This window comes from Bradyrhizobium sp. UFLA03-84, assembly GCF_002289535.1.
In the GTDB taxonomy this organism is placed as follows: domain Bacteria; phylum Pseudomonadota; class Alphaproteobacteria; order Rhizobiales; family Xanthobacteraceae; genus Bradyrhizobium; species Bradyrhizobium viridifuturi.
The window spans coordinates 496,813-521,362 of sequence record NZ_NSJY01000003.1 but is presented as its reverse complement, the minus strand read 5'-3'; the positions used below and the strand labels follow the sequence as shown (position 1 = coordinate 521,362).

Genomic DNA, 24,550 nt, shown 5'->3' with positions numbered 1-24,550 from the left:
CCACACCTCCACAAGCGGCGCGATGGATTGCGTCGCTTCGCTCGCAATGACGCAAGGACATAGCTACTCCGCCGCCGTCAGATGCTGCACCTTCCCCGCGATCTCGCGCGGCACGGGCGCGGCCCATGGCGCGCCGCGGCGGCGCTTGACGTCGACCTCCATCCAGTAGAGTTCCCAGCCCAGCGTCGGCCCGATGCCGTCCATCGTCGCCGGACCCTGGATGCTGCGCGCCGAGGCGTCGTCGAGGAACAGCATCGGCTTCTCGCCGCCGCCGACCTTCTCGATCTCCTGCCGCAGCAGACGGCGATACTGCACGATCGCCTTGTCGCTCTGGCCGAGATGCTCGTTGGTGCGGTCCTGGATCGCTCCCATCGATTCCACTGCCCACTGGTCGTGGACGTTGATGTCGGTGCCCATGCCGGTATAGGTCTCGGTCGCCTGCTCGTGCGGATCGAAGCCGTAATCGTTGCTGCGGTTCTTGCGCGACTTGTAGTCGGGCAGCGTATAGAGCTCCAGCCGCTGGTCGCGCATCTTCTGCTTGTCGACCGGCGCCGCGTAGCTGGTGAAGATCGCGTACCAGTAGCAGTTCTCGTCGTCGACCGGCACGTGCCACTGCGTGATCGTCATCTCGGTCGACATCGGAATCACGAAGCCGTGCGGGAACAGCTGGTTGGTGACGCGCACATGGGTGCGCTCGTTGTCGAGTTCGCGCAGCGCGATCAGTCGCAGGCCGTATTCGGTGTGCTCGACATTGATGATCGGCCGATCATATTCGCGCAGGATTTTTGTCATCGGCATGTCGCTGCCGGCGGAGGCGCCGCGGAATTGCTTGCCGTAGGCGGCTGAGGTGTCCTCATCCTCGAAGAAGCGATGCAGGAAGGAGGCGTGCGCCGGATCGATGCCGACCTCGAGCGCCTGCAACCAGTTGCAGTTCATGTGGCCTTTGAATGCGAACGTGTGGCTACCGGGTGCAACGAAGCAGTCGAGCTCCGGGAATGCCGGTGGCTCACCTTCGCCGAGATAGGCCCACAGGATGCCGCTCTTCTCCACCACCGGGTAGGAGCGCTGCTTGATGCCCTTGCAGAGCTGCGAACCGGCGGGCTCCGCCGGCGTCTCGATGCACTGGCCGGACGTGTCGAACAGCCAGCCGTGGAAGGCGCAGCGCAGCCCGCCATTCTCTAGCCGGCCGAAGGCGAGGTCGGCGCCGCGATGCGCGCAATGGCGATCGATCAGGCCATAGCTTCCGTCCTCGCTGCGGAACAGCACCAGGTTTTCGCCGAGCAGCCGCACCGGCCGCACCGGGCGCGGCCCCTCCAGCTCGTCGACCAGCGCCGCCGGCTGCCAGTACATCCGCATCAGTCTGCCGCAGGGGTCCTTGCGCCCGGTGCGGGTGATCAGATCGTTCGCTTCCTGGCTCATCATGGCGGCGTCTCCCGAATTTGGATTTGTTCGCCTATTGAACGTATGTGCGAATTATGCCATGTCTGGATGGGACAGCAAGCGCAATTTTTGAACCGTTCGAAGTCGCACCCCATGCCGAAACTGAAACGGACCGATCAGGACGAGCGCGCCACCGACTTCGTCGAGGCGCTCGATCGCGGCCTGCGCCTGCTGCAGGTGTTCGGCACTGTCACCGGTCCTGCGACGCTGAGCGACCTGGCGCGCGCCGCCGATCTGCCGCGCGCCACCGCGCGCCGCATCCTGTTCACGCTCGCGCATGGTGGTTTTGTCACCACCGACGGCAAGCTGTTCACGTTGACGCCGCATGTGCTGACCTTGGCGGGCTCGTTCCTGCAATCCAACCAGGTGGTGACGGTGCTGCAGCCGGTGCTCGACCGCATCGCCACCGCAGCGCAGGAGATTGCTTCGCTCGCGCTGCTCGACGGCGACGATGTCGTGTTCGTCGCGCGCTCGAGCCCGACCCGGGTGTTCTCCGCCGGCCTCGACATCGGCTATCGGCTGCCGGCGTTCTGCACCTCGGTCGGCCGCGCGATGCTCGGCCGGCTCGATGATGCCGAGCTTGCGGCTCGGCTCAAGGCGATGCGCCGTGACCCGGTGACGCCGCAGACCGTGACTGATCCGAAGAAACTGCTCGCGACTATCATCGCCGACCGCGCGCAGGGCTACTCACTGGTCGACCGCGAGGCCGAACCGCATTTCCGCTCGATCTCGGTGCCGGTGCGCCGCTACGACGGGACCATCGTCGCCGCCATCAACATGGGCGCGCATGTCGATCGGGTGCCGGCCAAGGAATTGATCGATCGTTTCCTGCCGCTGCTGCGGGAGGGTGCCGAGGATGTGAAGAGCCGGCTGCTGTGATCGCAAGCACAGCGAAGCGATTTGTCTTGTGGTGAACGCGACAGCCCGCCATCGCGACAGATCATTTGCAGATGCCGCAGGATCCAGCATGAATCAGTCTAGCTTCGCCATTCGCATCGTCGCCGTCCCTCCCGGTGAAGCGCCCTATTGGGTGCGAGAGAAATGGATCGGCCTGGAACTGCCCGTCGATCGCTTTGCGGATCGCCGTCGGTTTTATGGTTTCGGTGTCCTGTCCATACCGCGGCAGTGGTGGAAACAATGCTTTCTTGCATTGTTTGGCCGAGCCGAGATCATCGATGGATATGCCGTGGGGGCCACCGCCGCGCTTGCCCAACTGGATCAGTCGAGCCCGGAAGCGGCAGCATGGTGGCGTGCCAACGCGGCAGGCGTGACCGGTCCGGGCCGCTATCTCCTATTTCACGGGCATGTCTGTGAGGTCGTGTAACCCCGGATCAAAGCGCCACGCTGCGCAGCCCGAACGAGCGCGCCTCGTTCTGCAACACCGGCCGCACCGAATCGATCAGCCGCGCCGCGGCGGCATCGACTGAAAGCCCCGCCGTGTCCACCACCGCGGATGCACGCGCATAAAGCGGCTCGCGGCTGACCAGGATGTTGCGCAATTCCGCCATCGCCGAGCGGTCGTCGGCCATCGGGCGCAGATCGCCCTGGCGGCGGACGCGGGCCATGTGCTCTTCCGGCTCGGCCTTCAGCCAGATCGTGTAGAACGACGACAGGATCAGGTCGAAGGTCAAAGCCTCCGAGACAATGCCGCCGCCGGTCGCCAGCACCATCAACTCCTTGCGCGCGAGCAGCTGCGTCAGCGCCGCCTGCTCCATGCGGCGAAAGCCTTCCTGGCCGTACAGGGCGATGATCTCGGCAACCGAGAGGCCGTTCTGCGCCTCGATCTCCTTGTTGAGCTCGACGAAGCTCCAGCCGATCTTCTTCGCCAGCATCCGTCCGAGCGTGGTCTTGCCGGCGCCGCGCAGGCCGATCAGCGCGATGCCGGAGAACGAGGCGCGGCGCGGCGCCAGCGGGCTGCTGCCGGCGAGCATGTCCTTGGCCTGCGCGATCTGGCTCGGCGACGCCTTGCGCAGGAGATCGCGGATCACGGCCCAGTCCGGCACCGGTTCGCTGGAAGGGATCAGATCCTCGAGATGCGCGCCCATCGCGGCTGCGACGCGGCGCAGCAGCACGATCGAGACATTGCCTTTGCCGCTCTCGAGCTGGGCGATGTAGCGCTCGGAAATGCCGGAGACTTTTGCGAGCACCTTGCGCGACATGCCGGCTAGGCCGCGCGTGGTGCGCACCCGCTGGCCGAGCTGTTCGAGGAAGTCGGTTTCCGGATCGTTGGCTGCGGTCATGATTCCTGTGCGACGCGCGGTCCTGGCTGAATCAGACCGTTAGTCTAGGAAACATAATGCCGATAAGGATTGACAGCAAGCCGAGCTAGTGGCTTTGTATGAATTATAATTCTTAAATTCACAGGAGAGGGAAGCGTGGCGCGTCTGGGTCCCAAGCAAGGTCCGGGGAACGGGGCATGACTTATAACGCAGTCTCCTGGCTGCTCGACCGCAACGTCGATGAGGGCCGCGGCGACAAGGTCGTGTTCGACGACACGGTGTCGCAAATCACCTATGGCCAGTTGCAGCAGCAGACCCGGCGGGTCGGCAACATGCTGCGCCGGCTCGGCGTCCGCCGCGAGGAGCGGGTCGCGATGATCATGCTGGATACGGTCGATTTCCCGATCGTGTTCCTGGGCGCGATCCGCGCCGGCGTGGTGCCGGTGCCGCTCAACACGCTGCTGACCGCAGAACAATATGCCTACATCCTCGGCGATTGCCGCGCCCGCGTGCTGTTCGTGTCCGAGGCGCTGCTTCCGGTCGTCAAGGATGTCATCGCCCGCATGCCTGACCTCGAGCATGTCGTGGTCTCCGGCAAGGACGCGCACGGCCACAAGAAGCTGTCCGACGAGATCGCGCGCGAGAGCGACGTGTTCGCCACCGCGCCGACGCAGGCCGACGAGCCGGCGTTCTGGCTGTATTCGTCGGGCTCGACCGGCATGCCGAAGGGCGTGCGCCATCTGCATTCCAATCTCGCCGCGACCGCGGAGACCTACGCGAAGCAGGTGCTTGGCATCCGCGAGGACGATGTCGGCCTGTCGGCGGCGAAACTGTTCTTCGCCTATGGGCTCGGCAATGCGCTGACCTTCCCGATGTCGGTCGGCGCCACCACGATCCTGAATTCGGAGCGGCCGACGCCGGCGGTGATGTTCGCGCTGATGAACAAATATCACCCGAGCATCTTCTTCGGCGTGCCGACGCTGTTCGCCGCGATGCTGAACGACGAGGCGACCAAGGCGAAGTCAGGCGGAGATCGCCTGCGGGTCTGCACATCGGCCGGCGAAGCGCTGCCGGAATCGGTCGGCAATGCCTGGCGCGCGCGGTTCGGCGTCGACATCCTCGACGGCGTCGGCTCGACCGAGCTGCTGCACATCTTCCTGTCGAATGCGCCCGGCGACATCAAATACGGCTCGTCCGGCCGTCCGGTGCCCGGCTACAAGGTGCGGCTGGTCAACGAGGCTGGTGCCGACGTAGCAGACGGAGAGGTCGGCGAGCTCTTGGTCGATGCCCCCTCGGCCGGCGAGAGCTACTGGAACCAACGCGCCAAGAGCCGCGCCACCTTCGAGGGTGCGTGGACCCGCACCGGCGACAAATACACGCGCGATGCCGATGGCCGTTACACCTTCTGCGGCCGCGCCGACGACATGTTCAAGGTCTCGGGCATCTGGGTCTCGCCGTTCGAGGTCGAGAGTGCGCTGATCACCCATCCCGCGGTGCTGGAAGCCGCCGTCGTGCCGGAAGCCGATCCGGAAGGTCTGCTGAAGCCGAAGGCCTATGTGGTGCTGCGGCCCGAGAGCTCGGCCGAAGGTTTGCACGAGGCGCTGAAGGAGCACGTCAAGCAGAAGATCGGCCCGTGGAAATATCCGCGCTGGATCGACGTGGTCGACAACCTGCCGAAGACGGCGACTGGGAAGATCCAGCGGTTCAAGTTGCGGGAGCACGAGCACTAGCTCCCCGTCGTCCCGGCGAAGGCCGGGACCCATACGCCGCGGCATTCGTTTTGAGAGACGCTGTTCGACGGCTTTTGCGCAACAACTGAAGCCTGTGGTTATGGGTCCCGGCCTTCGCCGGGACGAGAGTGAGGAAGACGCGACCATGACGACCCTTGCACCCTCAGGCTTCCTCACCATCGACGGCACCGATCTCGAATACCGCATGATCGGTCCGTCACCGGACACCTCGCCGACCATCGTGATGCTGCATGAAGGCCTCGGCTGCGTCGGGCTGTGGGGCGACTTCCCCGAGAAGCTGCAGGCGGCGACCGGCGCCGGCGTGTTCGCCTATTCGCGCGCGGGCTATGGCGCGTCGTCGCCGGCAAAACTGCCGCGCCCGGTCGACTACATGCATCGCGAGGCGCTCGACCTGCTGCCGAAGCTGCTGGATCGGATCGGTTTCAAACGTGGCCTGCTGCTCGGACATTCCGACGGCGCGTCGATCGCGGCGATCTATGCCGGCGCGCACCAGGATCATCGCCTGCAAGGCCTTGCGCTGATCGCGCCGCACTTCATCGTCGAGGACATCTCGGTGCAGTCGATCGCCGAGATCAAGAGGGCATACGAGACCACCAATCTGAAGGAGAAGCTCGCGCGCTGGCACAAGGATGTCGACAACGCCTTCTACGGCTGGAACGGCGCCTGGCTCGATCCAAAGTTCCGCGATTGGGATATCTCCGACTATCTCGCCTATATCCGCGTGCCGGTGCTGATCGTGCAGGGTGCGGACGATCAATACGGTACGATGCGCCAGGTCGAGATCGCCCAGGAGGAGTGCTACTGCCCGGTCGATGTCGCCGCGATCGCCGGCGCCGGCCATTCGCCGCACCGTGAGGCGGCCGCGGTGACGCTGGACGCGGTCGCCGAATTCGCACGGGCGGCGCTGCGTGACGACCCGGCACTGGCGGCCTGACATTTCCTGCTGGTGTTAGGCCATTGGCCCAGCGAGGATTTTCGCGAACATGAAACAAAATGCATGTTTTTGCGTTTTGAACTGGACTAGGTCGAAAACATGCATTATTGTGCATGAAGAGAAGACGAACCATCACAACGAACAACAGGTAAGGGTGGCCCATGGCTGGTGACGATCGCGTCCTTGCAGGCGGGGCGAAATACATCGACTTCCAGACCGAGCCGTCGCGCTACCGGCACTGGAAGCTCGACGTCGCGGGCGACGTCGCGACGCTGACCATGGACGTCGACGAGAACGCCGGCCTGTTCGAAGGCTATCAGCTCAAGCTGAATTCCTACGACCTCGGTGTCGACATCGAGCTTGCGGATGCCGTGCAGCGGCTGCGCTTCGAGCATCCCGAGGTCAAGGTCGTGGTGATGCGCTCGGGCAAGAACCGGGTGTTCTGCGCCGGCGCCAACATCCGCATGCTGGCGGGTTCGACCCACGCCCACAAGGTCAACTTCTGCAAGTTCACCAACGAGACCCGCAACGGCCTGGAAGATTCCAGCGAGAATTCCGGCCAGAGCTTCATCACCGTCGTCAACGGCACCGCGGCCGGCGGCGGCTATGAGCTGGCGCTCGCGACCGACCACATCATGATGGCCGACGACGGCGCCGCCGCCGTCGCGCTGCCGGAAGTGCCGCTGCTCGCGGTGCTGCCGGGCACCGGCGGTCTGACCCGCGTCGTCGACAAGCGCAAGGTGCGCCGCGACCACGCCGATTTCTTCTGCACCATCGAGGAAGGCATCAAGGGCAAGCGCGCCGTGCAGTGGCGGCTGGTCGACGAGATCGCGCCGAACTCCAAGCTCGAGGGCAAGCTTGCCGAGCGCGTCAAGGAATTCGCCGCGAAGTCGAAGCGCAACGGCGAGGGCAAGGGCCTCGCTTTGACGCCGCTTGCGCGCACCATCGACGACAGCGCGATCCGCTACGGCTTCGTCAGCGTCGACATCGACCGCGCCGCACGCATCGCTACCATCTCGATCAAGGCGCCGGAAGCTGCGGCTCCCGCCAACATCGACGGCCTGATCGGGCAGGGCGCTTCGTTCTGGCCGCTGCAGGTCGCCCGCGAACTCGACGATGCCATCCTGCATCTGCGCATCAACGAGCTCGGGATCGCGATGCTGGTGTTCAAGAGCCACGGCGACCGCGCCAATGTCGTGTCCTATGACGCGTTCCTGGAGGCCAACAAGGCGCACTGGCTGGTCAACGAGATCAGGCACTACTGGAAGCGCGTGCTCAAGCGCATCGACGTCACCTCGCGCACGCTGGTGACGCTGGTCGAGCCCGGCTCCTGTTTCGTCGGCACGCTGGCCGAGCTCGTGTTCGCCGCCGACCGCTCCTACATGCTGATCGGCCAGAAGCAGGGCGACAACCGCCCGCCGCCGGCGATCGAGCTGACCGCGATGAATTTCGGGCCCTATCCGATGAGCCATGGCCTGACGCGCTTGCAGTCGCGCTTCCAGGCCGACCCGTCGGATCTGGAACGCGCGCAGGCATCGATCGGCAAGGCGCTCGATGCGGAGGAGGCCGAGGAGCTCGGTCTCGTCACCTTCGCGCTCGACGACATCGACTGGGACGACGAGGTCCGCGTGTTCTTCGAGGAGCGCACCTCGTTCTCGCCCGACGGCCTCACCGGCATGGAAGCCAATCTGCGCTTCGTTGGTCCGGAGACCATGGAATCGAAGATCTTCTCGCGCCTCACCGCGTGGCAGAACTGGATCTTCCAGCGGCCGAACGCGGTCGGCGAAGACGGCGCGCTGCGCCGCTACGGCACCGGCCAGAAGGCGCAATTCGACATGACGCGAGTTTAAGGGAGCACGGCCATGAACATGAACATCATGAACGTCGATTACTCGACCAAGATTCCGAACAATGTGAATCTCGCCGAAGACCGCCAGGTGCTGAAGGCGCTGGAAGGCTGGCATCCCGGCTACATGGACTGGTGGAAGGACATGGGGCCGGACGGCTTCCAGGAATCACTGGTCTATCTGCGCACCGCCTATTCGGTCGATCCGCGCGGTTGGGCCAAGTTCGACTACGTACGGATGCCCGAATATCGCTGGGGCATTTTGCTCGCGCCGCAGGAAGAGAACCGCGTCATTCCGTTCGGCGAGGACTACGGCAAGCCGGCCTGGCAGGAAGTCCCCGGCGAGCATCGCGCGATGCTGCGGCGCCTGATCGTGATCCAGGGCGACACCGAGCCGGCCTCGGTCGAGCAGCAGCGCCATCTCGGCAAGACCGCGCCTTCGCTCTACGACATGCGCAATCTGTTCCAGGTTAATGTCGAGGAAGGCCGCCATCTCTGGGCGATGGTCTACCTGCTGCAGAAGTATTTCGGCCGCGACGGCCGCGAGGAGGCGGACGATTTGTTGCGCCGCCGCTCGGGCGATGCGGATTCACCGCGCATGCTCGGCGCCTTCAACGAGGCGACGCCGGACTGGCTGTCGTTCTTCATGTTCACCTACTTCACCGATCGCGACGGCAAGATGCAGCTGCACTCGCTGGCGCAGTCGGGTTTCGATCCGCTGTCGCGCACCTGCCGCTTCATGCTGACCGAGGAAGCCCACCACATGTTCGTCGGCGAGACCGGCATCACCCGCGTCGTGCAGCGCACCTGCGATGCGATGAAGGAAGCCGGCATCACCGATCCGAACGACATCGCCAGGATCCGCGCGCTCGGCGTGATCGACCTGCCGACCATCCAGAAGAAGCTCAATTTGCACTATTCGCTGTCGCTCGACCTGTTCGGCTCCGAAGTGTCGACCAACGCGGCGAACGCCTTCAACGCCGGCATCAAAGGCCGCTACAAGGAAACCACGATCGACGACGATCACCAGCTCAAGAACTCGACCTATCCGGTCATGAAGCTGGTGGACGGCAAGATCAAGATGGTCGACGAGCCGGCGCTGACCGCGCTCAACATGCGGCTGCGCGACGACTACACGCAGGATTGCGTCAAGGGCATGCTGCGCTGGAACAAGGTGATCTCGACTGCCGGCATCGACTACAAGCTCCAGGTGCCGAATACCGCCTTCCACCGCCAGATCGGCGAGTTCAAGGACGTCCATGCGACGCCCGATGGCCTCCTGATCGACGACGCCACCTGGGCGAGCCGCAAGAACGACTGGCTGCCGTCGGCCGCGGACGGCGATTTCATCGCCTCGCTGATGAAGCCGGTCACCGAACCCGGCGAGTTCGCCTCCTGGATCTCGGCGCCCAAGGTCGGCATCGACAACAAGCCGGGTGACTTCGAATATGTGAGGATCGAGAGCTGATGTTCTCGAGCATGATCCGGAAAAATGTGAAGCGGTTTTCCGAAGAGATCATGCTCCGACAACAAAGAAGGTCATGATGCGGGATCGCATCATGACCGGACAGTTCCTCTCCTCCCGGAGGGGCCGGAAAGGGGTGAGCCGAAAAGGTCCTGGCTCGCCCCTTTTCTTTTGTGCAAGCAGCGCTCGCTTACCCCGCGATCTCGAGCCCCGCGGTCGCGTAGACCACGCCGCCATCGACCGCGATGGTGTTGCCCACGACATAGTCGCCGGCGCGCGAGGCGAGATAGATCGCGGTGCCCGCCATATCCTCGTCGCTGCCGACCCGCCGCGACGGGACGCGCTGTGCGACCTCGTCCGCATGGTCGCGCGCGGCGCGGTTCATGTCCGACTTGAAGGCACCCGGCGCGATCGCGGTGACGTTGATGTTGTCCTTGATCAGCCGCGTCGCCATCCGGCGCGTCAGGTGGATCACCGCGGCCTTGCTCGCGGCATACGAGTAGGTCTCCATCGGGTTGACGAAGATGCCGTCGATCGAGGCGATGTTGATCACCTTGCCCGGTCTGTCATGGCTCGCCGCGGCGCGCAGCGGCTTGGCCAGCGCCTTGGTCAGGAAGAAGATCGACTTGACGTTGAGGTTCATCACCTTGTCCCAGCCGCTCTCCGGGAATTCGTCGAAATCCGCGCCCCATGCCGCGCCGGCATTGTTGACCAGGATGTCGAGCTTGGGCTCGCGCTTGATGATCTCGCCGGCGAGCTTCTCGCAGCCCTCGACGGTCGAGATGTCGATCGGCAGCGCGATGCATTCGCCGTCATAGGCGGCTGACAGCTCCTGGGCGGTGGCCTCGCAGGGACCTGCTTTGCGCGCGGTGATGTAGACCCTGGCCGCACCCTGCGCCAGGAATCCCGCCGCGATCATCTTGCCGATGCCGCGCGATCCCCCGGTTACCAGCGCGACGCGGCCCTTCAGTGAAAACAGATCCTTGAACATGTTGCCTCCTTAGCTATGGCAAGCGTTCTGGCCGGGTTGATGAAGCTAGTCAAGGAACCGCGGCGGCCGACGAACGCGCAGCCCGTTTGATCTCCGGCGATGGTTCTGATCGGTTCACCCGCAAAGGTCGTGCGTCACATCCATCAAGCCTTCTTCGATCAAGCTTTCTTGAGATGTGATGCGGTGCACAAATTGGCCGGCCGATCTGGCGCATCATGCGCGTGGGGTGGAATTCCAGACCAGGAGTTCCAGTAATGAAGCACATTTCATTGCCAGTGACCGGTGTGATGCCTGTCACCCACATTCAATTCGGACGACGGCGGAAGGGGCTGTTCGCGGCCATCCTCGGCGCAATTCATTACTCGCGGCGGATTCAGGCGCGACGCGTTCTGAAGCAGTATCAGCATCTGATCGATCGCGCCGAGCGGCGCGGTGCCAATCCGGAGGGTGGCGGCAATGTCCATCACTGACCGGTCGCCGACGCGCAGATCGATCATCCGGCTTCCGGAGATCAGCGAGATGACGCTGCTGATCGCCATCGCGGTCGGATTTCTTGTGCTGCACCTTCTCACTGCGACATTGCTGATGCCCGCGGCCACGGCAGATGCGGCCGTGTCGCGGGACGCGAGGGTGATTCACACCGACTAGATCGCCCGATTCATCATCCCTGCAATCAACGGAGGTCAGCTGGTGGCCGACGTCACGTCATTTGCCGTGCTCAGCGCCGCGGTGTTCTGCGGTGCTTTCGTATCCGGTCTCGCCGGCTTTGCCTTTTCCGCGATCGCCGGCGGCATCCTGCTGCACGCGATGCCGCCGACCGAGGCGGTGCCGCTGATGATGGCCTGCAGCGTCGGCGTGCAGGGCGCCAATCTGTGGGCGCTCCGGCACAACATCCAGTGGAAGCAGAGCCTGTTGCTGATTTCAGGCGGACTGCTGGGCGTCCCCCTCGCACTCTGGCTGTTGCACAACACCGATGGCCGGACGTTCCGCGAAGGTTTTGGGATCATGGTCGCGCTCTATGCCGGCTACATGCTGTTCAGGCCCGCGATCGGCTTCGGCCGGTTGCCTGAGGGGCGCCACGCGCTGGTAGGGTTCGGCGGCGGCCTGATCGGCGGCCTGACTGCGATGCCCGGCGCGCTGCCAACCATCTGGTGCGATATCCATGGCGTGCCGAAGCAGCAGCAGCGCGGCCTCGTGCAACCCTTCATCGCCGCGATGCAGATTTCGGCGCTGGCGATGATGCTGCTGCATCGCGACCTACCGATCAAGGTCGCCTACGACGTCGTCTGGAGCGCTCCGGCGCTGCTTGCCGGTTCGTGGCTCGGCATCTTTGCCTTCCGCAACATCGATGAGGCCAATTTCAGGCGGGTGATCCTCGGCCTGTTGCTGGTATCGGGGGTATTGCTGGTGATCTAGGACGTTGCTCGATCACGCCGCGTCGATCCGGCGAAAGCCGTTCCACACTGCGGTGGCGGCGCCGGAGGTCAGGACCGGCAAGAGCCGCGCGTCCTGGTAATTGCCGTTCAGCGAGACCCGCTGCAAGGCGGTCAGATAGTCGGCGCTTTCGGGAAACAGCATGCCCGGCCGCGTCGTCACCGCGGTCCGGAAGCCGATCGATTTGGCGAGAGCGAATTCGCGCTGCCCGGCGGCGATCCGGTCGCCATAGGGATAGGCAAGATGCGCGACTTGCCGCTGCAACGCTTGCTCGATCCGCGCCCGGCTGGTGGCGAGCTCGAACAATGCGACGGTCTCGCTCTGCTTGGCGAGATTGCAATGGCTGATGGTGTGGGCGCCGATCGTGACCAGCGGATCGGCGGCAAAACCGCGCAACTCGTCCCATGACATGCAGAGCTCGCGCGCGATGCCGGCCTCGTCGACGCCGTGGCGGGCGCACAGCGCTGAGATCGCGTCCTGCATCTCCGTCTCGCCCGGCAGTGACCGCAGCCAGTCATGCATGCGGCCGAATGCCGTGCGCTTGGCTTGCGGCGTCGCAGTGTCGATCCGCGTCATGACGCCGGCGACCGGCACCTCGATCGCCGATGCCGCCGCGATGATCCGCTCCAGCGCGATCCACCACAATTTGCCGCAGCCCTCGGCGAAATCGCTCGCGACAAACACCGTGAACGGCGCGCCGAACTCGCGCATCACCGGCAGCGCGAAATCGCGGTTGTCGCGATAGCCGTCGTCGCAGGTGAAGCAGGCGAAGCGTTGCTCGAAATTCCGTTCGGTGAGGCGGCGATGCGCCTCATCCATGCTGATGATTTCGACGTCGAGCGCGCGCAGATGCGTCAGCATCGCGCGCAGGAAGTCCGGCGTGACCTCGAGATGATGGTTGGGCTGGAACGCATCGGCGCGGCGCGGGCGGACGTGGTGCAGCATGAAGATGGCGCCGATGCCGGCGAAGATCGGCCGCAGCAGGATATGCGCACCCGAAAAATACAACGCCTCCATCCCGGCACGGATCACGGTGTTGCGGAGTTGTTTCATGAGGGCACGGGCTGGCCGATTTGCATTCCGCCGCAAACTTAGCGAAAGACCACTGAAGAAACTGTTATCCCGGTCCGACATGGCGGCCACGCCATGGCAGTCGATTTGGGGTTTGACAGTCAGCCAAGGGTTTGTTTTCTCTCTGGTTCCCGACCCGCAGGACGCTGAATGCACGGACTTTTCAAGTGGAGTAGCAAGTGGTGGCCGGGGGTGATTCCACTGGTCGTCCTGTGGGGTATCGCGGCCTGGACCTCGACGGCGACGGTCGAGGCGGATCTTGCTGCGCGCTCTAATGCCGCATTGAAAGACACCGTGCTCGACAAGCGCCGCATCAGCGTCGACGGCCGTGACGTCACGTTTGCAGCCAATGCCTTCTCCGAAGACGGCCGCCTCAGCGCGGTGGCATCGGTCGAAGCCGTGCCGGGCGTGCGGCTGGTCAACGACGAGACCCGCCTTGTTCCCGAGGCCAAGCCCTACGTGTGGTCGGCGGAGCGCGACGTGGTGCGCGTCACGCTTGGCGGCAATGCGCCGCTGCCGTCGAGCAAGAGCAAGCTGACGGAGGCCGCGAAGGCCGGTCTCGGCGGTGTCGAGGTGGTCGATCAGATGGCGCTCGCCCGCGGCGCGCCACAGCGATTCGATCCGGCTGCGCTGTTGCTGCTCGACCAGATCGGCAAGCTGAAGGAAGGCAAGATCACGCTGACCGACAACAAGGTCGCACTCGCCGGCATGGCGCGCGAGCTCGGCGGACGCGAGGCGATCGCGGCGGCGCTGAAGAACCTGCCGGACGGCTATTCGATCGCCACTAACGACATCAAGGCGCCGCCCTACGTATTCCAGGCCTACAAGGACCCGGTCGCGGTGACGCTGACGCTGACCGGCTACGTGCCCGACAACAACGTGCATGCCGCGCTGGTCGCCGCCGCCGGCCGCAAGTTCTTCAGCGAGAAGGTGGTCGACAACCTCAAGGCCAGCATTGGCGCGCCGTCAGGGTTTGCGGCGGCGGTGGTGCCCGCGCTCGGTGCGCTGTCGCGGCTGTCGACCGGGACGCTCGTGGTGTCGGATCGCGAGGTGAAGCTGTCGGGCGATGCGCTCTACGACGCTGCGGCGGGGCAGATCCGCGACGGGCTCGGCAAGGATTTTCCGCAGGGTTGGCAGTACAAGGCCGAGGTCACGGTCAAGCCGGCGGCGGCGCCGGTCGATCCCACCGTGTGCCAGCAGCTGTTTTCCGAGATCCTGTCGAAGGGAAAGATCCGCTTCGACACGGGGAAGGCCGACATCGTTCCTGACTCCGCCGGTCTGCTCGACCGCCTGATCGAGACCGCGATGCGCTGCCCCAATGCGACGATCGAGGTTGCCGGCCACACCGACAGCGATGGCGAGGAGGCGGCCAACCAGGCGCTGTCGGAGCGCCGCGCGCAGGCCGTGGTGGATTACCTGGTGCGCGCCGGATTGCCAACCAACCGCTTCACGCCGATCGGCTATGGCAGCACGCAGCCGCTCGCCGGCAATGAGAGTGAAGATGGCAAGGCGCAGAACCGCCGCATCGAATTCGTGGTGAAGTAGCGATGACCGTGCTCGCGACATTCGTCTGGGGTTGGCTGCTTGGCGCAGCGCTGCTCGGCTTCTGCATGGGCTGGATCGCGGTGGTGCATCGGGCGCAGGGCGTCTCGAGGCTCTGGATGCGTTGGCTCGCGCTGCTCGCCGCCGCCTTGGTGGCGGCATCGTTCGCGCGGATCGTGCCCGGCCGCTTCGGCTATTGGCTCGATCTCTTCCTGATGATGTTCGCGCTCTATCTGGTGGGTTGTGCCATCGGCTCCTGGCTGCGCGACTGGGTGGTCTCGCGCAGCAAGCCCGCGAGCTGACCCCCTAAACCCTTGATCTATCGGACCCGGGCGGCGCCGCCACGCGCGGTGCCGCCGCACGGATTATTAGGGCTTGACATCAATACGTACGTACGTATTAAATCAAGCCCATGCCAAAACCCTCTCTCCGCGATGCCATCCTCGACGCCGGCCTGAAGGAAATGTTCCGGACCGGCTATCACGGCACCAGCGTGCGCGACGTCACGGCGGCCGCCGGCGCGCCGCAGGGTTCGTTCACCAACCATTTCCGCTCCAAGGAGCTGTTCGCCTCCGAGGTGCTCGACCGCTACTTCCTCTATGTGCGCGGCCTCGTCGCGGAAGCCCTCGGCGACACCACGCTGCCGCCGCGTGAACGGCTCCGCCGCTATCTCGATCTCATCACCGGCAAGCTTGCCCATGACGGCTTCACCCGCGGCTGCCTGATCGGCGACTTCAGCCTCGAGGCCTCCGGCTCGAGCGAGATGCTGCGCGAGCAGCTCGACGAGATCTTCCGGGAATGGCGCGCGCCGTTCGCCGCCTGCATCACTGAAGCCCAGGCCAAGCGCGAAATCGCGTCCGACTTCGATGCCGATGAGCTGGCCGATTTCCTGCTCGCATCCTGGCAGGGCGCGATGCTGCGCATGAAGGTCGAACGTAGCGCGGCTGCGCTCGAACGTTTCAAGACGATCGCATTCCAAACCGTGTTCAAGGAGTTGCCATGACGATATCCGACGAGATCAGCCTGCATCACCGGCCCGTGCTCGCCTCCACAATGGCCTATCGCGAAACCGGGCGCAGCGACGCGCCGCACGTGCTGTTCCTGCACGGCAATCCGACGTCGTCCTACATCTGGCGCAACATCATGCCGCTGGTGGCGCCGGTCGGGCACTGCATCGCGCCCGACCTGATCGGCTACGGTCAGTCCGGCAAGCCCGATATCGCCTACCGCTTCTTCGACCAGGCTGACTATCTCGACGCGTTGATCGACGATCTCGGCATCACCTCGGCGTATCTCGTCGCCCAGGATTGGGGCACTGCGCTCGCCTTCCATCTCGCCGCGCGCCGACCGCAATTGGTGCGCGGGCTGGCCTTCATGGAGTTCATCCGCCCGATGCAGGACTGGTCCGACTTCCACCAGCACGAGGCCGCCCGCGAGACGTTCCGCAAATTCCGCACGCCGGGCGTCGGCGAAGCGATGGTCCTCGACAACAATGCGTTCGTCGAGCGCGTGCTGCCCGGCTCGATCCTGCGCACGCTCAGCGCCGAGGAAATGGAAGCCTACCGCGCGCCGTTTGCGACGCGCGAGAGCCGCAAGCCGACCTTGATGCTGCCGCGCGAGCTGCCGATCGCGGGCGAGCCGGCCGACGTCTATCAGGCGCTGACCGCGGCACACGCGGCGCTTGCGGCATCGACCTATCCGAAGCTGTTGTTCACCGGCTCGCCCGGCGCGTTGGTGTCGCCGGCCTTTGCCGCCGATTTCGCGGCGCGGCTGCAGCATTGCGCGGTCATCCAGCTCGGCGCGGGTGCGCATTATCTGCAGGAGGATCATCCGGAAGCGATCGGTCGCTCGGTCGCCGGCTGGATCGCCGGCATCGAGGCCGCGAGCGCCCAGCACCTTGCAGCCTGAGCGGATGGGAGAATGCGCCATGACCGATCTCTCGATCACCTATTGCCGTCCCTGCGGCTACGAGAAGCGCGCCAGGGCCGCGGCCACGCTGCTGCACGAACGCCTTGGCCTCGATGCCGAACTGGTGCCCGGCAAGGGCGGCGTCTTCGAGGTCAAGCTTGACGGCAAAGTGATCGCCAGACGCGTGAAGGGACATTTCCCCGATGCCGAGGAAATCGTCGCCGCAGTGGCTACCGCGCGGGCATAACCACCGCTGACCTGGATCGTTGCCGCCGCAATGATCATTGCGGCGGCAATTTTCGTTGGCAGGATGCCGCGCGGCGCATCAGTCCCCCGTAGTTTCCCGGATGGTGTTGCGTGCCTTTCGCCGGGCTAACTGCCGCACGTCGACATCAAGCCTTGTCGAAGGTGGCGAGAAACGCGCATATTTGTGCACCCGCTGTCATGAATCATCCCTAATATCTTGAAGATGCGCGTTTTATTGTCGTTTGACGAATTCCACTCCGGCTTAAAACGCGCTACACGGGGCAGGGCACAGCGAAGCGCCGGCGTAGATCGCCCGGGAGCCGTCGTCGCGGGATCGCAACTCGAGGTCTAGATGCTGGAAGCAATACGCAGGGCGATGGCGTTTCTACGCCAGAAGCAACTCCTGCATCGGCTGGGTGTTGTCATCAGCATCGCCGTCATCGGCATCGCCTGCTACGTCCTTTATCACATGCTGCGCGGCATCGACACCAACGAGGTGCTCGAGGCCATCAAGAGCACCGAGCCGCGGCAGATCATGCTGGCGGGACTATTCGTCGCAGCCGGCTATTTCACGCTGACCTTCTACGATCTGTTCGCGGTGCGCGCGATCGGCCACGCCCACGTGCCCTATCGCATCAATGCGCTCGCGGCATTCACTTCCTATTCGATCGGCCACAATGTCGGCGCCAGCGTGTTCACCGGCGGCGCGGTGCGCTATCGGATCTATTCGGCCTGGGGCTTGAACGCGATCGACGTCGCCAAGATCTGCTTTCTCGCCGGCCTGACCTTCTGGCTCGGCAACGCCGCGGTGCTCGGGCTCGGCATCGCCTATCACCCGGAGGCCGCGGCCAACATCGACCAGCTGCCGCCCTGGCTCAACCGCACGCTAGCGTTCGGCATCATCATCGCGCTGGTCGCCTATGTGGTCTGGGTCTGGACCCAGCCGAGGGTGGTTGGCCGCGGGCCCTGGACGGTGACCCTGCCGGGCGGCCCGCTGACGCTGCTGCAGATCGCGATCGGTATCGTCGACCTCGGCTTCTGCGCGCTGGCGATGTACGTGCTGGTGCCGGACGAGCCCAATCTCGGCTTCGTCGTGGTCGCGGTCATCTTCGTGTCGGCGACCCTGCTCGGCTTTGCCAGCCACTCCCCCGGCGGGCTCGGGGTGTTCGATGCCGCCATGCTGGTCGGCCTCTGGCAGATGGACCGCGAGGACCTGCTCGGCGGCATGCTGCTGTTCCGGCTGCTCTACTATATTGCGCCATTCGTCATATCTGTAATCTTGCTGACGTTTCGGGAGGTTATCGTCGGCGCCCGACTCAAACGGCTGCCGCAGACTGATTCGGGTCCCCGCGCTGAGCCGCATCATGAGGCGGTTCTGGTCCGCAAGCGCGGTGATTCCGGGGTCTGACGATGCGGCCCGATGCCTCCCGAGGGACGGTCGATCTGACCGCGCCTGGGCGAGACACGAACCGACGGGAAGAAAGCCGCCGCGATGGCAATTGACGATACCCCGCAGTCCATTTTCTCGCCCTGGCCCGACCGCCTGCGCCATTCCGCGCTGATCCTGCTTGCCGCAGCGCTGGCGCTCAGTGTGGTGGTCGCGCTCGGCGAGTTGTCGCTGGTGCGCGCCTGCGCGGTGTTTGTCTGCATCGCGGCCGCGGCGCTGGTGCCGTGGCGGCTGCATGATGCCGGTACCTCGCGCGAGGATGTCCGCGGCGTCAATCCGGTGGAGGCCGCGGCCGTCAGCGCCGTCGTCGCCGGCATGCCGGATCCCGCCGTGCTGCTCGATCGCGCCGGCCGCGTCATCCATCTCAATGCCGCCGCGGCCCAGCTCGCGCCGGCGCTGCGCAAGAACGAATTGGCGCAATTTGCCCTGCGTTCGCCTGAGATCATCACCGCGCTGCGCGAGGCGATCGCGACCACCGAGCCGCGCCGTGCCACCTACACCGACCACGTCCCGGTCGATCGCTGGATGGAATTGGTGATCACGCCGGTGCCGGTGCCGACCCAGTTCGGCGGCACCGAGAAGTGCATGCTGATGACCTTCCACGACCTGACGCCGCTGCGCCGGGTCGAGGAGATGCGCGCCGACTTCGTCGCCAATGCCAGCCACGAGCTGCGCACGCCGCTCGCCGCGCTGTCCGGCTTCATCGACACCTTGCAGGGGCCGGCGCGCGAGGACGCAAGGGCGCGCGAGCGCTTCCTCGGCATCATGCACACCCAGGCGACGCGCATGGCGCGGCTGATCGATGACCTGCTGTCGCTGTCGCGGGTCGAGCTGTCGGCCCATGTGCGGCCCGAGGCCTCGATCGATATCGTGCCGATCATCCGCCAGGTCGCCGACGGGCTCGAGGCGCTGGCCAGCGAGCGCCAGGTCGAAATCGACGTCGACCTGCCGCAGGCCCCGGTCACGATCGCCGGCGACCGCGAGGAACTGCTCCGCCTGTTCGAGAACCTGATCGAGAACGCGCTCAAATACGGCGCCTCGGGCGGCCGCGTCATAGTGTCGCTCAATCAGACCGTTCCGGGCGCATCGGGCGAGGGGAGCCCCGAAATCCGTGTCATGGTACGGGATTTCGGCCCCGGCATTGCCCCGGAGCACCTGCCGCGGCTGACCGAGCGGTTCTACCGGGTGGACGTCGGCGACAGCCGCAACCAGGGCGGAACGGGCCTCGGATTATCGCTGGTGAAACATATTCTTAACCGTCATCGCGGGCGTCTTTTGATCGAGAGCGTGCCGAACAATGGGGCGACTTTTACCGCCTGTTTTCCCCGGCCGAAGACCCCGCTTCCGACCCAAAGCTAAGCATTTTCAGCCGCTTAGCTCTGTCATCCAACTGTCATCCAACCTTCGTAAAAGCAGCACCGACCGCTCCTAGATGGACCGGCGTGAGCGCGATCGGGCGCATTCGGCGCTTCGCTCACAAGATGGAGACCACCCCATGAATTTCATTAAAGCAATCGTCGCTGCCGGCATGGTCGCCGCTTCGACGTCGGCCTTCGCTGCCGATATTACCGGCGCGGGCGCGACGTTTCCGTTCCCGATCTATTCCAAATGGGCTGACGCCTACAAGAAGGACACCGGCAACGGCCTGAACTATCAGTCGATCGGCTCTGGCGGCGGCATCAAGCAGATCCAGGCCAAGACCGTCACTTTCGGCGCGAGCGACATGCCGCTCAAGGTCGAGCAGCTCGAGAAGGACGGTCTCGTCCAGTGGCCGATGGTCATGGGTGCGATCGTTCCGGTGGTGAATATTGACGGCGTGAAGCCTGGCGAGATGGTGTTCGACGGCGAGACGCTCGCCGACATCTACCTCGGCAAGATCACCAAGTGGGACGATCCCGCGATCAAGAAGCTCAACCCGAAGGTCAACCTGCCCTCGGCCGCGATCGCCGTTGTTCGCCGCTCGGACGGTTCGGGCACCACCTTCAACTTCACCAATTACCTCTCGAAAGTCAGCGCCGACTGGAAGAGCAAGGTGGGCGAGGGCACCGCGGTCGAGTGGCCGACCGGCGTCGGCGCCAAGGGCAACGAGGGCGTGTCCGGCAACATCAGCCAGACCAAGAACGCGATCGGCTATGTCGAGTATGCCTATGCCAAGCAGAACAAGCTGACCTACGCCGGCATGGTCAACAAGGGCGGCAAAACCGTGCAGCCGACCATGGCCGCCTTCCAGGCCGCCGCGGCGAACGCCGACTGGGCCAAGGCTCCCGGCTACTACGTGATCCTGACCGACCAGCCGGGCGATGCCTCCTGGCCGATCACCGCGGCGACCTTCATCCTGATGCACAAGGACTCGACCGACAAGGCGGCCTCGCAGGAAGCGCTCAAGTTCTTCAAGTACGCCTTCGAGAAGGGTGACAAGGCGGCCGAAGAGCTCGACTACATCCCGATGCCGGACTCGGTCGTCAAGCTGATCGAGAAGACCTGGTCCTCGGACATCAAGAGCTAAGTCCGACGCTTTGAAGGCCTGTGCCGCCTCCCAGGGGCGGCACAGGTTGAGCGGTCAAGACCCGGGCTCCTTCACCGCGGCAACAAGCGCGGGTGGCCCCGGGGTTCGCGCCCCGGGAGGCGCAAGCCGGAACGACGCCCGGCCAAATGCGTCAGTGAAGATCGCTTCGGGGCGTGGCGGTTTGTGCAGGTTTCAAATAAAAAAGAGGGGATAGGCGTGGCAGACATGGCTGTTCAGAGCGATGTGATGGAAGCCGCGGGACCTTACGATCGCGCCAAGGCCCTCAGCGCCTTCAAGCTGGGTGATCTCACCTTCTATTGGATCACCCGCGTCTCCGCGATCTCGGTTCTGTTGATCCTCGGCGGCATCATCCTGTCGCTGATCGTCGGCGCCTGGCCGGCGATGAAGGAATACGGCTTCGCCTTCCTCTGGACGCAGCGCTGGGCGCCCTCCGCCGATCCGCCGGTGCTCGGCGCGCTCGGTCCGATCTACGGCACGCTGATCACCTCGATCATCGCGATGCTGATCGCCATTCCGGTCGGCATCGGCATCGCGGTGTTCCTTACCGAGCTGTGCCCGCAAGTGCTGCGCCGCCCGATCGGCATCGCCATCGAGCTGCTGGCCGGCATCCCCTCGATCATCTACGGCATGTGGGGCTTCTTCGTGCTCGGCCCGTTCCTGGCCAACACGTTCCAGCCCTTCATGATCAGGATCTTCGAGGGCGTTCCGGTGCTGGGCGCGGTGTTCGCGGGCCCGCCGTCCTATCTCAGCCTGTTCAACGCGGCCCTGATCCTCGCCATCATGGTGCTGCCCTTCATCACCGCGATCTCGGTCGACGTGTTCAAGACCGTGCCGCCCGTGCTGAAGGAGGCCGCCTACGGCATGGGCTGCACCACCTGGGAAGTCGTCCGCAGCGTGGTGATCCCCTACACCCGCGTCGGCGTGATCGGCGGCGTCATGCTGGCGCTCGGCCGCGCCCTCGGCGAGACGATGGCGGTGACCTTCATCATCGGCAACTCGTTCCGCATCTCGTCGTCGATCTTCGCGCCGGGCACCACGATCTCCGCGGCGATCGCCAGCGAATTCGCCGAGAGCGACGGTCTGCACCAGTCCGGCCTGATCCTGCTCGGCCTCCTGCTGTTCGTGCTGACCTTCTTCGTGCTCGCCGGCGCGCGGCTGATGCTGATGCGGCTTGAAAAGAAGGCGGGGAAGTAACGCCATGAACCCGATCTACAAATCCCGCCGCCGCAGCGACATCGTCATCCGCACGCTCTGCGTCGGCGCGGCGCTGTTCGGCGTCACCTGGCTGGCGCTGATCCTGATCACGCTGCTCTACAACGGCCTTGCCGGCCTCAGCGTACAGCTGTTCACCCAGAACACGCCGCCGCCGGGCTCCACCGATGGTGGCCTGCTCAACGCCATCGTCGGTTCGGTCATCATGACCGTGATCGGCGTCGGCATCGGCGCGCCGCTCGGCCTGTTCGCCGGCACCTACCTCGCCGAGTACGGCAGACACGACAGGCTCACCTCGGTGATCCGCTTCATCAACGACATTCTGCTCAGCGCGCCATCGATCATCATCGGCCTGTTCATCTATGGCGCGGTGGTGGTGCCGATGCGCGGCTTCTCGGCAATCGCCGGCGCGCTTGCGCTCGCCGTGATCGTGATCCCGGTCGTGCTGCGCACCACCGAGGACATGCTGCTGCTGGTGCCCAATCCGCTGCGCGAGGCGGCCTCTGCGCTCGGCCTGCCGCGTTCGCTGGTGATCAAGCGGATCGCTTATCGTGCGGCCAGGTCGGGTCTGATCACCGGCGTGCTGCTGGCGACCGCGCGCGTCGCCGGCGAAACCGCGCCGCTGCTGTTCACCGCGCTGTCGAACCAGTTCTTCAGCCTGGATCTGACCAAGACGATGGCCAACCTGCCGGTGACCATCAACAACTTCGTGCAGAGCCCCTACGCCTACTGGAAAGAGCTGGCGTGGAGCGGCGCACTGCTGATCACATTCACCGTGCTCGCGCTGAATATCGGCGCGCGTATCCTTGGTGCCGAAAGGGCCGCAAAATGACCGAGCTTTCCGTCTCCACGACTGCCGCGGGCCACGTTCCCCAGGTTCCGCTTCCGGAAGCGCCGCCGAAAGTCACGGTGCGCAACCTCAACTTCTATTACGGCGAGCACCACGCGCTGAAGAACATCAACCTGACGCTGGGCACCAACCGCGTCACGGCGTTCATCGGCCCGTCGGGCTGCGGCAAGTCGACCCTGCTGCGCATCTTCAACCGGATGTATGACCTTTATCCGGGACAGCGCGCCACCGGCCAGCTGATGCTGGACCAGACCAACATCCTCGATCCCAAGCTCGACCTCAATCTGCTGCGCGCGCGGGTCGGCATGGTGTTCCAGAAGCCGACGCCGTTCCCGATGACGATCTACGAGAACATCGCCTTCGGCATCCGCCTTTATGAGAAGATCTCGAAGTCCGAGATGGACGACCGGGTCGAGAAGGCGCTGCGCGGCGGTGCGCTGTGGAACGAGGTCAAGGACAAGCTGAACGCCTCCGGCCTGTCGCTCTCCGGCGGGCAGCAGCAGCGCCTGTGCATCGCGCGCACCGTCGCGGTGCGCCCCGAGGTGATCCTGTTCGACGAGCCCTGCTCGGCGCTCGACCCGATCTCGACCGCCAAGGTCGAGGAGCTGATCCAGGAGCTCTCCGAGGACTACACGATCGCGATCGTCACCCACAACATGCAGCAGGCGGCGCGCGTCTCCGACAAGACCGCCTTCATGTATCTCGGCGAGCTGATCGAGTTCGACGACACCAACAAGATCTTCACTTCGCCGAGCGATCGACGCACCCAGGACTACATCACCGGCCGGTTCGGTTGACCGGCGCATGATCCGGAAAAGTGGAGACCGGTTTTCCGATCGGATCATGCTAAAATTCAGGACACGAAATCATGATCCCCGGGATCATGATTGAGGGGAGACAAGCGATGGCTTCTGAACATACCGCCAAGGCATTTGACAGCGACCTGCAGGAGTTGACCCGCCTGGTCGCCGAGATGGGCGGCCTCGTCGAGCGGATGATTACCGAGTCGGTCGACGCGCTGATCCGCCGCGACGTCGCGCTCGGCAAGCGCGTGGTCGCCGCCGACATCGAGATCGACAATTTGCAGCGCGTCATCGAAGAGCGCGCTGTGCTGACGATCGCCCGCCGCCAGCCGATGGCGATCGACCTGCGCGAAATCGTCAGCGCGATGCGCGTCGCCACCGACCTCGAGCGGATCGGCGATCTCGCCAAGAACATGGGCAAGCGCGTCGCGGCGCTGGAAAGCGATTTTCAGCCGCTGAAGCTGATCCGCGGCCTCGAGCACATGACCGATCTCGTGCTGTCGCAGGTCAAGTCGGTGCTCGACGCCTATGCCGCGCACGATCTGCCGGCGGCGATGAATGTCTGGAAGGGTGACGAGGAGGTTGACGCGATCTGCACCTCGCTGTTCCGCGAACTGCTCACCTACATGATGGAAGATCCGCGCAACATCTCGTTCTGCATCCATCTGATGTTCTGCGCCAAGAACATCGAGCGGATCGGCGATCACGCCACCAACATCGCAGAGACGGTGTTCTACATGATCGAAGGCCAGCAGATCACCGACAAGCGCCCGAAGGGTGACATGACCAACTTTGCCACCACGGTGCCGGGTAACACATAGTCGACGGCGTTTCGGTTTGCGTCAGGGCAACGGATCACCACAC

Annotated in this window: 24 protein-coding genes and 1 pseudogene; 20 read left to right on the top strand and 5 right to left on the bottom strand. The window is 64.6% G+C overall.

The features are described from left to right. Positions 1 to 63 precede the first annotated feature (63 nt). The gene (locus CK489_RS02475; RefSeq protein WP_095731148.1) at positions 64 to 1,422 is read right to left on the bottom strand and encodes an aromatic ring-hydroxylating dioxygenase subunit alpha; all 1,359 of its coding nucleotides are present in this window, start codon (positions 1,420 to 1,422) and stop codon (positions 64 to 66) included. Positions 1,423 to 1,533: 111 nt separating this feature from the next. Between CK489_RS02475 and CK489_RS02470 the strand changes: the two genes are divergently transcribed. Next, positions 1,534 to 2,319: an IclR family transcriptional regulator domain-containing protein gene (locus tag CK489_RS02470; protein ID WP_095731147.1), complete on the top strand. Its 786-nt coding sequence runs from the start codon at positions 1,534 to 1,536 to the stop codon at positions 2,317 to 2,319. A gap of 88 nt (positions 2,320 to 2,407) precedes the next feature. Next, entirely contained in the window at positions 2,408 to 2,764 is a 357-nt protein-coding gene (locus CK489_RS02465; RefSeq protein ID WP_095731146.1) for a hypothetical protein, read from the top strand. Positions 2,765 to 2,771: 7 nt separating this feature from the next. Here CK489_RS02465 and CK489_RS02460 read toward each other — a convergent pair. Further along, a pseudogene (locus CK489_RS02460) lies at positions 2,772 to 3,695 on the bottom strand (helix-turn-helix transcriptional regulator); the annotation flags it as partial. A gap of 161 nt (positions 3,696 to 3,856) precedes the next feature. Between CK489_RS02460 and CK489_RS02455 the strand changes: the two are divergent. From CK489_RS02455 to boxB, 4 genes are all read left to right on the top strand, one after another. Continuing rightward, the gene (locus CK489_RS02455) at positions 3,857 to 5,389 is read left to right on the top strand and encodes a benzoate-CoA ligase family protein (RefSeq protein WP_095731145.1); all 1,533 of its coding nucleotides are present in this window, start codon (positions 3,857 to 3,859) and stop codon (positions 5,387 to 5,389) included. Positions 5,390 to 5,534: 145 nt separating this feature from the next. Continuing rightward, positions 5,535 to 6,344, top strand: a complete 810-nt coding sequence (locus tag CK489_RS02450; protein WP_095731200.1) for an alpha/beta fold hydrolase — start codon at positions 5,535 to 5,537, stop codon at positions 6,342 to 6,344. Between the two features lie 161 nt (positions 6,345 to 6,505). After that, positions 6,506 to 8,194 carry a 2,3-epoxybenzoyl-CoA dihydrolase gene (gene boxC, locus CK489_RS02445; protein ID WP_095731144.1) on the top strand — a complete coding sequence of 563 codons (1,689 nt, stop codon included), beginning with the start codon at positions 6,506 to 6,508 and terminating at the stop codon, positions 8,192 to 8,194. A gap of 12 nt (positions 8,195 to 8,206) precedes the next feature. Beyond that, positions 8,207 to 9,658, top strand: coding sequence for a benzoyl-CoA 2,3-epoxidase subunit BoxB (gene boxB / locus CK489_RS02440; RefSeq protein ID WP_050630046.1), 1,452 nt, complete (start codon positions 8,207 to 8,209; stop codon positions 9,656 to 9,658). A gap of 187 nt (positions 9,659 to 9,845) precedes the next feature. Here boxB and CK489_RS02435 read toward each other — a convergent pair whose 3' ends face one another. Beyond that, complete coding sequence (locus CK489_RS02435; protein WP_050630047.1) at positions 9,846 to 10,646, bottom strand: SDR family NAD(P)-dependent oxidoreductase; 801 nt, start codon at positions 10,644 to 10,646, stop codon at positions 9,846 to 9,848. 266 nt (positions 10,647 to 10,912) lie between these two features. Beyond that, positions 10,913 to 11,185, bottom strand: coding sequence for a hypothetical protein (locus CK489_RS02430; RefSeq protein WP_143278076.1), 273 nt, complete (start codon positions 11,183 to 11,185; stop codon positions 10,913 to 10,915). Here CK489_RS02430 and CK489_RS42575 point away from each other — a divergent pair. Together CK489_RS42575 and CK489_RS02425 are read left to right on the top strand one after the other, a co-directional pair. Next, complete coding sequence (locus CK489_RS42575) at positions 11,166 to 11,294, top strand: hypothetical protein (protein ID WP_283807241.1); 129 nt, start codon at positions 11,166 to 11,168, stop codon at positions 11,292 to 11,294. The genes CK489_RS02430 and CK489_RS42575 overlap by 20 nt on opposite strands. A 42-nt stretch (positions 11,295 to 11,336) precedes the next feature. Further along, positions 11,337 to 12,062, top strand: coding sequence for a sulfite exporter TauE/SafE family protein (locus tag CK489_RS02425; RefSeq protein ID WP_095731143.1), 726 nt, complete (start codon positions 11,337 to 11,339; stop codon positions 12,060 to 12,062). A 12-nt stretch (positions 12,063 to 12,074) separates the two neighbouring features. Here the strand turns inward: CK489_RS02425 and CK489_RS02420 are convergent, their stop codons facing one another. Next, positions 12,075 to 13,133 carry a polysaccharide deacetylase family protein gene (locus CK489_RS02420; RefSeq protein WP_095731142.1) on the bottom strand — a complete coding sequence of 353 codons (1,059 nt, stop codon included), beginning with the start codon at positions 13,131 to 13,133 and terminating at the stop codon, positions 12,075 to 12,077. Positions 13,134 to 13,301: 168 nt separating this feature from the next. On the opposite strand from CK489_RS02420, the gene CK489_RS02415 reads away from it, so the two are divergent. From CK489_RS02415 to phoU, 12 genes are all read left to right on the top strand, one after another. Then, entirely contained in the window at positions 13,302 to 14,696 is a 1,395-nt protein-coding gene (locus CK489_RS02415; RefSeq protein ID WP_095731141.1) for an OmpA family protein, read from the top strand. A 2-nt stretch (positions 14,697 to 14,698) separates the two neighbouring features. After that, complete coding sequence (locus CK489_RS02410; RefSeq protein WP_050630051.1) at positions 14,699 to 14,995, top strand: hypothetical protein; 297 nt, start codon at positions 14,699 to 14,701, stop codon at positions 14,993 to 14,995. Positions 14,996 to 15,105: 110 nt separating this feature from the next. Then, positions 15,106 to 15,696: a TetR/AcrR family transcriptional regulator gene (locus tag CK489_RS02405; RefSeq protein WP_095731140.1), complete on the top strand. Its 591-nt coding sequence runs from the start codon at positions 15,106 to 15,108 to the stop codon at positions 15,694 to 15,696. Next, positions 15,693 to 16,601, top strand: coding sequence for a haloalkane dehalogenase (locus CK489_RS02400; RefSeq protein WP_095731139.1), 909 nt, complete (start codon positions 15,693 to 15,695; stop codon positions 16,599 to 16,601). Before CK489_RS02405 ends, CK489_RS02400 begins: the two co-directional genes overlap by 4 nt. Before the next feature lie 19 nt (positions 16,602 to 16,620). Next, positions 16,621 to 16,848: a SelT/SelW/SelH family protein gene (locus tag CK489_RS02395; RefSeq protein ID WP_050630101.1), complete on the top strand. Its 228-nt coding sequence runs from the start codon at positions 16,621 to 16,623 to the stop codon at positions 16,846 to 16,848. Between the two features lie 351 nt (positions 16,849 to 17,199). Next, positions 17,200 to 18,255 (top strand): putative bifunctional lysylphosphatidylglycerol flippase/synthetase, encoded by a 1,056-nt coding sequence (locus tag CK489_RS02390; RefSeq protein WP_050424197.1) that lies wholly within the window; start codon positions 17,200 to 17,202, stop codon positions 18,253 to 18,255. Positions 18,256 to 18,339: 84 nt separating this feature from the next. Continuing rightward, positions 18,340 to 19,653: a sensor histidine kinase gene (locus tag CK489_RS02385; protein ID WP_050630053.1), complete on the top strand. Its 1,314-nt coding sequence runs from the start codon at positions 18,340 to 18,342 to the stop codon at positions 19,651 to 19,653. 136 nt (positions 19,654 to 19,789) lie between these two features. Then, positions 19,790 to 20,800, top strand: a complete 1,011-nt coding sequence (gene pstS / locus CK489_RS02380; RefSeq protein WP_095731138.1) for a phosphate ABC transporter substrate-binding protein PstS — start codon at positions 19,790 to 19,792, stop codon at positions 20,798 to 20,800. 225 nt (positions 20,801 to 21,025) lie between these two features. Continuing rightward, positions 21,026 to 22,015, top strand: a complete 990-nt coding sequence (gene pstC, locus CK489_RS02375; protein ID WP_050630055.1) for a phosphate ABC transporter permease subunit PstC — start codon at positions 21,026 to 21,028, stop codon at positions 22,013 to 22,015. Positions 22,016 to 22,019: 4 nt separating this feature from the next. After that, the gene (gene pstA, locus CK489_RS02370; protein ID WP_050630056.1) at positions 22,020 to 22,865 is read left to right on the top strand and encodes a phosphate ABC transporter permease PstA; all 846 of its coding nucleotides are present in this window, start codon (positions 22,020 to 22,022) and stop codon (positions 22,863 to 22,865) included. Continuing rightward, entirely contained in the window at positions 22,862 to 23,680 is an 819-nt protein-coding gene (pstB, locus tag CK489_RS02365; protein WP_050630057.1) for a phosphate ABC transporter ATP-binding protein PstB, read from the top strand. The genes pstA and pstB overlap by 4 nt, the downstream gene beginning before the upstream one ends. A 107-nt stretch (positions 23,681 to 23,787) precedes the next feature. After that, positions 23,788 to 24,507: a phosphate signaling complex protein PhoU gene (gene phoU / locus CK489_RS02360; protein WP_021076558.1), complete on the top strand. Its 720-nt coding sequence runs from the start codon at positions 23,788 to 23,790 to the stop codon at positions 24,505 to 24,507. Positions 24,508 to 24,550: the final 43 nt, after the last annotated feature.